The 10866-nt window shown below is 63.2% G+C and carries 12 protein-coding genes; 8 read left to right on the forward strand and 4 right to left on the reverse strand.

The window, feature by feature from the left end; all coding sequences use genetic code 11:
* The first annotated feature begins 212 nt into the window (after positions 1 to 212).
* On the forward strand, positions 213 to 653 hold the full coding sequence (locus ACNJ7K_RS26930) for a hypothetical protein (protein ID WP_487042592.1): 441 nt from the start codon (positions 213 to 215) through the stop codon (positions 651 to 653).
* Positions 654 to 666: 13 nt separating this feature from the next.
* The gene (locus ACNJ7K_RS26935) at positions 667 to 1263 is read left to right on the forward strand and encodes a hypothetical protein (RefSeq protein ID WP_487042593.1); all 597 of its coding nucleotides are present in this window, start codon (positions 667 to 669) and stop codon (positions 1261 to 1263) included.
* Positions 1264 to 1591: 328 nt separating this feature from the next.
* Here the strand turns inward: ACNJ7K_RS26935 and pgfA are convergent, their stop codons facing one another.
* A complete protein-coding gene (pgfA, locus tag ACNJ7K_RS26940; protein ID WP_487042594.1) occupies positions 1592 to 2623 on the reverse strand; it encodes a cell envelope lipid trafficking protein PgfA in 1032 nt (343 codons plus the stop codon).
* Positions 2624 to 2733: 110 nt separating this feature from the next.
* Here pgfA and ACNJ7K_RS26945 point away from each other — a divergent pair, with 110 nt between their 5' ends.
* From ACNJ7K_RS26945 to ACNJ7K_RS26955, 3 genes are read left to right on the forward strand one after another with little or no spacing between them, the layout of a single operon-like run.
* Positions 2734 to 3225, forward strand: coding sequence for a hypothetical protein (locus ACNJ7K_RS26945; RefSeq protein WP_487042595.1), 492 nt, complete (start codon positions 2734 to 2736; stop codon positions 3223 to 3225).
* Positions 3222 to 4298, forward strand: a complete 1077-nt coding sequence (locus tag ACNJ7K_RS26950; RefSeq protein ID WP_487042596.1) for a hypothetical protein — start codon at positions 3222 to 3224, stop codon at positions 4296 to 4298. Before ACNJ7K_RS26945 ends, ACNJ7K_RS26950 begins: the two co-directional genes overlap by 4 nt.
* A 17-nt stretch (positions 4299 to 4315) precedes the next feature.
* Positions 4316 to 4897, forward strand: a complete 582-nt coding sequence (locus ACNJ7K_RS26955) for a hypothetical protein (RefSeq protein ID WP_487042597.1) — start codon at positions 4316 to 4318, stop codon at positions 4895 to 4897.
* Here the strand turns inward: ACNJ7K_RS26955 and ACNJ7K_RS26960 are convergent.
* Both ACNJ7K_RS26960 and ACNJ7K_RS26965 read right to left on the reverse strand, forming a co-directional pair.
* The gene (locus tag ACNJ7K_RS26960) at positions 4894 to 5259 is read right to left on the reverse strand and encodes a helix-turn-helix domain-containing protein (protein WP_081314910.1); all 366 of its coding nucleotides are present in this window, start codon (positions 5257 to 5259) and stop codon (positions 4894 to 4896) included. The genes ACNJ7K_RS26955 and ACNJ7K_RS26960 overlap by 4 nt on opposite strands.
* A gap of 183 nt (positions 5260 to 5442) precedes the next feature.
* Positions 5443 to 5874 (reverse strand): helix-turn-helix domain-containing protein, encoded by a 432-nt coding sequence (locus tag ACNJ7K_RS26965; RefSeq protein WP_487042598.1) that lies wholly within the window; start codon positions 5872 to 5874, stop codon positions 5443 to 5445.
* A 1108-nt stretch (positions 5875 to 6982) separates the two neighbouring features.
* Here ACNJ7K_RS26965 and ACNJ7K_RS26970 point away from each other — a divergent pair.
* The 3 genes from ACNJ7K_RS26970 (at position 6983) to ACNJ7K_RS26980 (ending at position 9593) form a co-directional block, all read left to right on the forward strand.
* Positions 6983 to 7489, forward strand: coding sequence for a hypothetical protein (locus ACNJ7K_RS26970; protein WP_487042599.1), 507 nt, complete (start codon positions 6983 to 6985; stop codon positions 7487 to 7489).
* A complete protein-coding gene (locus tag ACNJ7K_RS26975) occupies positions 7486 to 7782 on the forward strand; it encodes a hypothetical protein (protein WP_487042600.1) in 297 nt (98 codons plus the stop codon). The genes ACNJ7K_RS26970 and ACNJ7K_RS26975 overlap by 4 nt, the downstream gene beginning before the upstream one ends.
* A 524-nt stretch (positions 7783 to 8306) precedes the next feature.
* Complete coding sequence (locus tag ACNJ7K_RS26980) at positions 8307 to 9593, forward strand: Rep protein (protein ID WP_487042601.1); 1287 nt, start codon at positions 8307 to 8309, stop codon at positions 9591 to 9593.
* Between the two features lie 298 nt (positions 9594 to 9891).
* On the opposite strand, the gene ACNJ7K_RS26985 is transcribed toward ACNJ7K_RS26980, so the two are convergent.
* Positions 9892 to 10866, reverse strand: a 975-nt coding sequence (locus ACNJ7K_RS26985) for an acetyl-CoA C-acyltransferase (RefSeq protein WP_487042602.1), incomplete at its 5' end; no start/stop codon positions are given.

Genomic DNA, 10866 nt, shown 5'->3' on the forward strand with positions numbered 1-10866 from the left:
GGACGTGCCGTTCGTGCTGGCCATCAAGCATTCTCATGTGAATCGGAGGGGTCCTTATGAGGGCAGGAAAGCTTGTCGTGGGGGTGCTCGTCGCCCTGGCCATCAGTTATGGGGCGTATTCGTGTCTGTCGCCCCAGAGCGAAGGTGCGGGATCGGCACCCGCCGACTCGGAGCTCTCTAACTCACCGACATCCACAGCACCCACCACGACTATGGCCTCCCCTCCTGTAGCTGCGAAGGCCACCATCCCGCTGGCAGCCCAGGCTGCCGAGGACGCGGCGAGACAAGGCCTGACCGTGGTGTTCACCTGGCACCCGGCCACCGACCGCACCCAGAACGACGCCTACGGCCGCGCACGCCATTGGCTGACCGACTCCCTCGCCGAGCGCATGAGCGTCGATGCCCGTACCGAGCGCGGACCAGGCGTGCAGTGGGCTCACTGGGCCGAGCAGCAGGCGAAGGTCATCGCCGACGTCAGCATCGAATGCTCCGGCTGCCCCGAAGACACCGACACCGTCATTCGCCGCGTGGCCACCATCAAACAGACAGCGGTGTCCACCAGCGGCACCGAAACCGTTGAACCTGACACCTCGGTGTGGGTCACGATCGTTCGAGACGGCGATCGCTGGCTCATCGACGAAATCCGTTACTGACCCCGGAGGACCTATGAAACCCAAGAACCTTGTCGCCGCACTGATCACCACAGCTCTTGCAGTGGGCGTGGTTTCGTGCGGGAGCGACGAGCCGGCCGCGCCCGCACCGACTGTTGCGCCGAGTACGACAGCAGCACCGGCGACCGTTTCGGTCTTCGGCGAGGACAACACCGACATCCTCTTCAAAATCCATCAACGGAACGCTGTCGCGATCATCGAAACAGTCGAAAAACGTGGAGGTACGCCGGAACAGGCAGTCGCAGCTCTTCTCGCCGGTCAGGCCGAGACGGGCTGGAGGTCCGGGTTATCTCTGCCTGCGCCGGCCACCGCGATCGCGGATATCTACGGGTGGCGGTTCGCGTACAACATCGGGGCCGATTCCACGGACGCAGTGCGCGTCGCGACAGACACGTTCATGGACAACGCCGCTGGCGTGGACGTACATCCGGGGGATCCGGTGGCGTACGCGCTGGCGGTGCAACAGGCCGATACACGCGAGTACATCGAGGACAAGCGCTTCTACAAGAACGGTGAGACTGCTACGTCGGAGTACGCGAAGGCCCAACCCATCGCCGAGGCTGCATACGCGGAGCTGCGCAACGCTCAGTAGCGTGTTGTTCGCGATGCCAGGTCACTTCGATTGTCGGAATTCTGACTCCGAAACGATTCGGTGGAGTCTTCCGACTTATCTCTCGCGAGCAGGTAACCGAGACTTTCCTGCCAAGGGGTCCATTGAGTGCTGTTCCTGCGAGAGCAGGAGGTCGCAACGGCCTAGTGCATCTGTCACTGGGTTGGCCCGTCAGCTGAGGGGCGGCGCGCAGGGTGAATCCGTAGGGGCGGCGGTAGTCACGACTGAACTGGGATGGACTGTCATAGCCCCTGTGGTGGGCGACGGCGGATGTCGTGAGTCTCCGTGCGCAGCAACAGATCGGCCTGCGTCAGACGCTCGCGACGTTGACCATCGCGCGCATATCGGTGGGCCTCACGGATTCATCTCTACGCGGAGTCCTCACTCCGAGGTAGATGCCACTCGCCAGCAGAGCCACACCTGCAACCGCAGCACCGACCGGCGCGTACACCGTTCCCCACAGAACGAGGTTTTTCGACGTTCGAGCGAAGGCTATCTGCTCGGCCTGGGTCTGCTCATCGAGTCTCGGAGTGACGTCGATGAGTGTGACGGCTTCCGGATCATCGGCCTTGGCCGCGAAGAACTGCCTGTGGTGCTGCTCGACCTGGACCACGGCTCCGGAGACCGGCTCGACCCACAGATCCCGGGTGATGCTGTAGAACCGTGGCAGTTTCAGCCATCCGGTCCCTTCCCTGCCCCACACAGAGGCCGGCAGGGAGATGCCGCCTCCCACCTGCGTCGGTTCGATTTCTTGATGGAACCGGTAGACCGGCAGACCATCCAGCTCGGTCTCCTCGACGAAATGTACGTCCCGGCTCTGCTTGAAGGTGGTGTCGAAGTATGGATATGACTGCTTCTGTGTGTCGAATGGGAACTTGAACTGAAGACCGTCATGAACCACAGGTTCAGGCACTTTGCCCGTCTCGGTCTGGATTGACCCCACGGGCTCATCCACTGGGAGTGCAGTCGCCCTGTCGAGGGTGGAGCGATCCACGCTGGCGTTGACGATCGCAGCAGTTCCACTTCGATCGTCGCGCGTCATTCGAATGGCAGATTGCAGCGTGACGACGTCTTTGTCCGAGGGGTCCTCTACTGTGACTCGCTGGTTGACGGTGATTGGCACGTCATCTTCGAGGACGAGACGGCCCTGCATCAGTTCGGTCGAGTCGAGGAGCGTGGCGGTGCCCGTGGAGACGGTGTCAGCTTCAACGGTGAGAGGAATCTTCACCAGCCGGTCAACTGCATACGTGGGGATCAGCACACTGACGGTCAGCAGGAAGGCTCCGATGAGGACCGCGAGGCTGGCGACGATACGGCGGGTAGGGCGGGCTCCGATAGACACTCGACGCAGCCTAACTGGCGGGTGAACACACCAACGGCCCGGGGCTGTTACAAGATCGTTACCTTTGCCTTTAGGGTGGACGGAAGAGTTGAAGCGAGGGGAGTTCAAGAGTGGCACCGGACAGGACGGAAGTGATACGCGCCGTCGACCGGCTGTTTCGTATCGCATCCAGCGAAGAAGCACGATCGCTGGAAGGTTTGGTCAATGCGCTTTCTCGGGATCGCGGCCGTCCTCTGACCATTAAGGAAAGCGCAGAACTACCCGTAGGAGTCTTCGGCCAGTGGAAGCGGAATCCTGACGACGATCAGATCCTCTATGCGAACTGGGTTCACGCCAAAGAGCGAACCATAGGGCATGAGCTTGGCCACATCGCGTTAGGTCATATAGGAAGGCCCGCACTCGAACTCGCCACCGCTTTTCTTCCCGAGTCCTCACACGACCTCGCCACGCTCATGCTGGAGCGCAACTGCACGCACAAGCAGGAGCAAGAGGAGATAGACGCAGAAGCGTTCGCAAGCCTTCTCCTGCGCCGGATTTACAACAGCCGAACGGTGAACCACAGTCCGATCGTCCGGTCTCGTATCGACGAGGCGCTGGGATGATCAATGCGCTTGCTGCTGTAGCTCTATTCATCGCAGCGGTTACTCGATTCCACCGGTGGCGCGCCCGTCGTTCACTCGTTCTCGCGGGTTCTGTGGTCATCCTCGCCTGCATGTCGTTGCATATGGCTATCAATGTGCAGGTGGTTGAAGACGCAGTCCGATTGGCACTCGGCGATGGCACGCCCACTGCGGTGAAAATGCTGTTGGTGTGTGGGATCTGTGTCGGGACTGCCATCGTGTTCACAGATGTGACTGCGCAGCATGAGCGGCACAGGAAACTCCTAGCTTTTCATGTCACCACGTCAATCATGTTAGCGACGTTGGCTTTTGCCATCTTCTATCGCCAGCCGTGGCCCGACGGAGTGACCGATCGCGAGTTCGACAGAGACTACGCGTTTCTTCCGGGCTACGCCGATGGATTGATCATCGGCATGGCATATCCGTTTCTGTTGTGCGCGATGGTCACAGTGGTCGCCATTGTCCAGGCCGACCGTCGCACGGTAACGGGACGCACTCTCCTTCTGATTGTGCCAGGTGCAGCGATCCTCACGACCTACGCTGGTCTGCGGATCGGTTACTTGGCCGCTGCACGGTTCGGAGTGGTAGAGCCGACGATCACTCCGCTGGAGATCACGAGGCTTCTCGCAGCCACCGGCGTGTTCCTGCTCGCAGCAGGTGTGCTGACGGGCTTGGTTATGAACCATCGCCAAGCTCGGCGTGCGCTTCCGCAGTTCGCGAACCTGCATGGAGAGCTGTTGTCTCGTTGGCCCGGCACGCAACGCGCATCCCGGCCGCACAGCTCTGAGATGGAGAAGGTGGACGACCGGGCAGTCGAGGTGATGGATGCTCTCAGCCTGGAAGCAGATTTCAGTGGTGTGCCGTATCGGGATCCATTCGACCCTGATTGCGCTGCGGATCTAATCGCACGATGGTTGGTCACAGGGGAAGTCCCTACAGAGCTCGGGCACGAGTCCATCTCATGCCCGCCAGGGGTCATCACCACCGATTGGGTGTGCTCGCTGGGACGAGCCTACGACCGAGCTACAGCCAACCAACGGAAGATGGTTTCATGACGGGCACGGATATACGTATGCGCAGCAGCACTGTTGATCGCGTTGCACGTAGCCTGACCGAGATCGGCGCACCCTGGGTAATCAACATCGTTACTTCCTTGATTCTCGGGGCGGTGATTGGTGCACCGGGATGGGGTGCGTTCGTCGCTATATGCGCGGGCGTGGTCCCGATGAGTGTCATTCTCATCGGCATGCGTGGATCTCGGATCGGCGATCACCATGTCACCAAGATCAATGAGCGTCACTTGCTGATTGCCGTGTTGCTGCTGGTTACGATTGGCGGACTGATTACTTTGGTGATAACCGATGCTCCGCAGCAATTAGTCGGGTTCATGGCCGCCGGTCTGATCGCCTTGGCCGTCGCAGCGATTATCACCAGCATCTTCCGCTGGAAGGTCAGTTTTCATACTGGAGTCGCTGCTGGGGTGAGTGTCGTTCTGGCCATCGCCCTTTCGCCGTGGTGGTTGCTGGGATGGGGCTTTACCGTGCTTGTCGGGTGGTCCCGCGTGCATCTCGGTGATCACACGAGGGGGCAGGTAATTGTCGGTGCATTGCTAGGCGCGATCACGGCAGGTCTGAGTTACGCCATCATCGTTTAATCCGACTTGTTGTCCTGCTCGGTGAGACGACGGAATGGGTCGTAGGTGCGAGCGGCGACCTGCTGCCCTTCCGAGTCGCGGAGCTGCTGGATCCAGATGATCTGTTGCTTGACTTCTTCGTAGGTTTCTTCGTCACCGAAGTAGTCCATCGGCACGCGAAAGACTCGGCAGATGTCGCGGACGACTTCGAGGCCAGGGGAGGTCCGCTTCCCACTGAGAAGCTGGGACATGTAGCCGGTGGTCATTCGACTCCCACTGAATCGAAGCAAGTCAACCACTTCGGTCTGGGTGTATGGACCACGGCTACGCGGATGGACGTTATCGAAGAGGAACCGGAGTCGCTCCGCGAAGGTGCTGCTCATCGAACGTTCACCTTTCATGTCGCCCCGACCTACAGAAGTCACCTAGCTTGCAATGTCTTCATGGTGTCAGCGTGTGGCAATCCGATGCAACTTGCTATTGAAAGTTGCAAACTTTAGGCTCAGCGCACACGACAGAATCAGGAGATACAAACGATGTCGGCGAACTGGAGCCGCGCTTGTCGCTTAGGCGGGCGTGCCCGCTGGGCGGCGACGCGCCCGTTCGTAGCTCGCCCGCAGTTCGCCCTCCGAGATGTCGAGCGCGGCCGACAGCTTCTTCGCGAGGTTGTCGGACAAGGAGACCTCGCCGCGCTCAACACTTCCCACGAGTTGCGTGGATACTCCAGCAGCGGCGCCGAGCATCGGCTGCGTCATGCCTCGAATAACACGCCAGTCGCCGGGGAATCGCTCGCCCTCCGGGATATCGACGAGATCAGCAATGGCGATGCCGAGGACGTCGGCGACGCGCGCAAGCAGATCGACCTGGGGAGACGCCGCGCCTTTCTCCCACCGGCGAACCGTCTCGGCTTTGATGTCCGCGAGGCGGGCGACTTCAGCTTGCGAGATACCCGCAGTCAGTCGCGCCTGTTCAAGTCTTTGGGGCCGGAACCCGCGCATTACCCGTCTACTCACCGATCGGGCCTTGGTCCTAACGCGAAGTTCGTCATCGGTAGACACTGTGCAGCCCTCTCACTACAGTGTGCACGTACCGGATCGTATAAAAGTCCTGGTTTAGAAGTGGGTCATGTGAGGGGAATGAGTTGAGACCTTGAGATGTGAACGGTCCCCCAGCTGTTAGCCCAGCTGAGGGACCGTCCAAGTAGCAAGCCGACTGTTAGCCGCAGTCGAACAAGCCAGAGGCACACGGGTTAGCCGGCCGTGGCCTCGATGCAGATACGGAGCCTGCGATGAACAGGTTAGTTGGCGCTGGGCAGATACGCCTAGTAGCAGAGAGTCCCGCCACTCCTCGCGGAGAGACTCACGACACAATTCGTGGCAGCAAGGACCCCCACTACGTCCTCGCTGAGCACCTGCCGAATCCCGAGGGCACCGCATGCTCGTCGTGCGGGTTCACCTACTCCACGGACCGGCCGCTGTGCCTGCCCGTCGTCGCGGCGTTGCGCACACTCACCGCACGCGCCCACACGCGATCATTCAGCGACTATTCGACGAACCAGCTCCGGGCGCTCGAGCGGGAACATTGCGGCATCGGCCGGTGCCGACGATGCGGATTCGTCTACACCCCCGCCGTGCGCGTATGCCCCACTTCGCGCCGTATCGCCATCGAGCTCGAATCCCGCTTCAAAGCCCCGATGAGCGAGGTCCGCGCAGGTCAAGGTCTGTGTTCCGGCAAAGGACAGGTGTGGACGGTGAGCGGAAACAAATCCGCCCCGTGGCGCCAAGCCGTCGCTGCGTGCGCCCAGTGCCCGCTGCTCACCTCATGCACTAAGGAGCTCGACCGGAGGCTGGCCAGCGGGGAGAAGATCCGCGATCAGATCCTCGCGGGGCGACTGTTCTCCGGTAAAGGAGACGAGATCGCTCCCGAGATGTTCGATGCCTACGCCGACCGGTGCGGAGCCAAGACCAAACGTCGAAAGCCCAAACCGAAACGCCGACCGACCCGACGTGCAGCGACGAACCGGACTGCGTCCCCTTCTACCCCCGCGCAGGAGGTTCCAACATCCCATACCGGCGGACGACTCACGCTGTTCAAGGGAGCGGTGGCATGAAGCCCAGCCCGCACCTGAACCTGTTCGAAGCCATCGCCCAGGGCATCATCGAGGCACCGGCCGGCGACGACCACCCCGATGCAGACCGCTGGCAGTGGTTCGCCGACCTCTACGCCCACCGCACCTGGGGGCTCGTCGCTGCCATCGATGAGTTCCCGCGCCTGGCGGCCGACCAGATCGCCGCCGCCTGCCGGGCCACCAACACCGACACCGCGACGCTCGAGCAATGGCACGCCATCGCGGACATCGCGCGCACAGCCCGCACCGCCGCCCACTCCCCCGGTCTCGACCTCGCGTGGAGCGCCGTCGCCGACACCTGCACCGACGCGCTCGACCATCTCGCCGGCCACACCTTCGGCGGTCTCGAAGCCATCCTCGGCGCCCTCGACGCCATCGGGCACGAGCACGAGCCCTCGATCACGATGTCCTTCGCGCGCGATGCGTACACCGCCTGGGAACACCGTGTGGCCCCACCCACCGCGATTCATCGGAACGTCGCGTGAGCTCGGTAGCCGTCGATCGTGACGGCCGCGCATGGGCAATCCTCGCCCTCGACAGCACGCTCAAAGCCCGACTCGTCCGCGGGACCGCTAATCCCGCGGTGCTGGACCTCGACGAGCTGGTCGAACGGTACGGACCGGTGACGCTGTCCCCCACACGCCCCACAGTCGGAGGATTCATGGCGTTCGCCGACACGGTCGAGCTCGTCGCCTCCGACCCGGAGACAGCCTCAATCGAGCAGATCCGGCAGATCGCCCTCTTCGCTCAGTCGCTCGTGCTACCCCCGGGTCCATAACCCGTCGGTGAGCTTCGCACACCGCATCTCTGCCCCTGCGCAGCGTTCCATCCCGAGCCAACACGCTCCGATACAGATTCACCCCCAGGTCCGGGCACCAAGGAGACACATTGATGAGCCAGTAACCCGGACCGACCACTCCGACAACTCAACAACGCAGTGACTCAACGAAAAAGAGAAACCCACCCCCGGAAAGGGGGTGGGCCTCAGGAGGACATCCACTGAAGGACCTCGAAGGATCCTTCACTGTTCGAGCGAGAACGTCTGCCAGGACGATCACGCTCTGGGTGAGTCTCCGAAGTTCGACGCTTCACAGACTCTGAGTTACTGCTTCCCCGAAGGGACTTACCATGCCAGGTACGTCTCAGGGTAGCGCACACCCTGAAACACATCCAACCACCTCAACTTCCACCATCCCGGACGCGTCCGCCGACCGCGACGATGCCGGCAGCCCGCTCCCCCAACCATTCACCGACGCCGAATGGGACACGATCGTCGCCGCCGCCGTCGCGAACGTCGCCGCAATGGAAGCCGCCGAAACGCAGGACCATCCCGACGAGGACGCTGTCGACGACCTGCTCGACGCCCAACCTCCCGGAACCGGCGCCGCACTCTCCCTACCTATCCCTGCAGGCGCATGTGCCCGTATCCCGACCTGGCACAGCCGCCGCTACTGGCTGACCTTGTGCGAATGGATCGTTACCCACACCGAACGCGGACGCACCGCCCTCAAGCGCCACGGCATCGCCATCCAGACATTCCTGCGGGTGTGCGCTGCACACGCCCACTACGCCGAATCGGCCACCGGCCGCCATGTCTGCGCATCCCTGGCCACCCTCGCCACCACAGACACCCTGTCGATCGACCAACTCAAACGCGGCCGACGCGCACTGAAAACACTCGACCTCGGCGTCGAACTGGCGCGCGGCAAAAAACTCAACAACATCGAACGCGAAGCCGCCGCCCGCCTCCACTCACAAGTCCACGGCCAACTCCCTGTTCGACCGCAGATCGGCGCTGCCAGCGTATGGGCACTCTCCGCACCCGCATGGGCCGTCGAGACCATGCCCGCACCGCCGACACCACGCCAGCAGCCACGGCGACGGCCGCGGCAACGAACGACACGCTCCGCTCCCAAGAGCGGAACCTCTGCCACCCGGTCTATTTCGCCAACCCAACGCAGCTCACTGGCTTCCGCACCCCAATCCCCTAGTGGTTCTTTATCCTTGTGTCTTTCCGTCAGGAAAGATCACCAAGCGCGCACACGCGCAGGCGAGAAGACCTCGACACCGACCACGTCCCGACCGCTGGCCCTCCAACGAGCAGCCGCCCAACTGATCGACCGCGTCCCCGCGCTACGCACGATCGTCGGGATCGACGACGCAACCGGCAGACGCCGAGGGCACATCGGATCGGTCTGCGACCTCCTACTCGACGCCGGCATCGACACCGACCGCTGGACAGGCATCGACATCGCTCACGCCCTCAACCACGACGGCACCACTCGCGGGTGGACATGGCCCACCGCACACGCGATGACCTCGCCGCTACGACTGGTGGCATTTCGACTCTCCCGCCTCGACTGGTCCGGCCCCTCCCCCACCGAACTAAAGGTCCACGGCCGAACGCACAAGGGCGAAACCCCGACAGATGCAGCCCACCGGATGATCAAGACCCGCCACCGTGCCCTCGTCGCCACCTCGATCCCCCAGGCTCGACCAGCAACCGGCGAACATCGGCGAGCAATGCGCGAACAGCTCGCGACGGACCTCGTGGCGAAGAGAACCGCTGCTGCACGCTGTGCTCGATAAACGCGCCTACCCATTCACGCACAACAAGAAAGCGCTGCCTCGGCATGCAGATACCCCTCAGCCGCAGACGGCAACCGCCTCACGACGCGGAGCCGACTGCCATACGTGCCCGCACCGCACGTGCGTCGGCTCCCGGTCACCACCCTCGTCTCGACACCTCGAGCGCCCGGCGCGCTCGACAGCACGCATACGACTCGTTGACGCGGGCGTTTGCCGATATCACGGTCCCTATGTCAACCCACGCCGAGCTATCCGCGAACCGAGCGGAGAGCAAGCAGTTCACGAGACTCGATAAGAATCAGTTCGTGGGTACTCGCACGATGAGCGCGTCGCCCTGGCCGCCACCACCGCACAGGGCAGCAGCACCCACGCCGCCACCGCGGCGCTTCAGCTCGAGCGCCAGGTGCAGCACGATGCGCGCACCCGACATGCCGAGCGGATGGCCGAGCGCGATCGCACCGCCGTTGACGTTCACCTTCGCCGGATCGATGCCCAGCTCGCGGGCAGAGACGATGCCGACGGCGGCGAACGCCTCGTTGATCTCGACGAGGTCGAGCTCGGTCGGGTCGAGGCCCTCACGCTCGCAGGCCCGGGCGATCGCCCGTGCCGGCTGCGACTGCAGGGCCGAGTCCGGTCCCGCGACGACACCGTGGCGGCCGATCTCGGCGATCCAGCTCAGGCCGAGCTCGGTGGCCTTGGCCTTGCTCATCACGACGACCGCGGCGGCACCGTCGGAGATCTGCGAGGCCGAACCGGCGGTGACGGTGCCGTCCTTCGCAAACGCCGCACGCAGCGATCCGAGCGACTCGGCGGTGGTCTCCGGGCGGATGCCCTCGTCGGCGGCGAAGACGATCGGGTCGCCCTTGCGCTGCTTGATCGACACCGGCACGACCTCGTCGTCGAACAGGCCGTCCTTCCAGGCGCGGGCAGCCCGCTGGTGCGAGGCGGCGGCGAAGGCGTCCTGCTCGGCGCGGGAGACGAAGCGCTCGCCCGAGTTGGCCGACTCGGTGAGGTTGCCCATCGCCTGGTCGGTGAAGATGTCGTGCAGACCGTCGTAGGCCATGTGGTCGCGCAGGGTCACATCGCCGTACTTGAAGCCGGCGCGGGACTTTTCGAGCATGTGCGGGGCCTGGCTCATCGACTCCTGGCCGCCGGCGACGACGACGTCGAACTCGCCGGCGCGGATCAGCTGGTCGGCCATCGCGATCGCGTTGATGCCCGACAGACACACCTTGTTGATCGTCAGTGCCGGCACGTCCATCGGGATGCCGGC

Source organism: Rhodococcus shunpengi, from assembly GCF_048381395.1.
Classification (GTDB): Bacteria; Actinomycetota; Actinomycetes; order Mycobacteriales; family Mycobacteriaceae; genus Rhodococcus.

Excerpts from the sequence above, each read along its gene's own strand:
- ACNJ7K_RS26930 (WP_487042592.1), top strand. The coding sequence starts at position 213 with ATGGCCTCCCCTCCTGTAGCTGCGAAGGCCACCATCCCGCTGGCAGCC.
- ACNJ7K_RS26935 (WP_487042593.1), top strand. The coding sequence starts at position 667 with ATGAAACCCAAGAACCTTGTCGCCGCACTGATCACCACAGCTCTTGCA.
- ACNJ7K_RS26950 (WP_487042596.1), top strand. The coding sequence starts at position 3,222 with ATGATCAATGCGCTTGCTGCTGTAGCTCTATTCATCGCAGCGGTTACT.
- ACNJ7K_RS26955 (WP_487042597.1), top strand. The coding sequence starts at position 4,316 with ATGCGCAGCAGCACTGTTGATCGCGTTGCACGTAGCCTGACCGAGATC.
- ACNJ7K_RS26960 (WP_081314910.1), bottom strand. The coding sequence starts at position 5,259 with ATGAGCAGCACCTTCGCGGAGCGACTCCGGTTCCTCTTCGATAACGTC.
- ACNJ7K_RS26965 (WP_487042598.1), bottom strand. The coding sequence starts at position 5,874 with ATGCGCGGGTTCCGGCCCCAAAGACTTGAACAGGCGCGACTGACTGCG.
- ACNJ7K_RS26970 (WP_487042599.1), top strand. The coding sequence starts at position 6,983 with ATGAAGCCCAGCCCGCACCTGAACCTGTTCGAAGCCATCGCCCAGGGC.
- ACNJ7K_RS26980 (WP_487042601.1), top strand. The coding sequence starts at position 8,307 with ATGGAAGCCGCCGAAACGCAGGACCATCCCGACGAGGACGCTGTCGAC.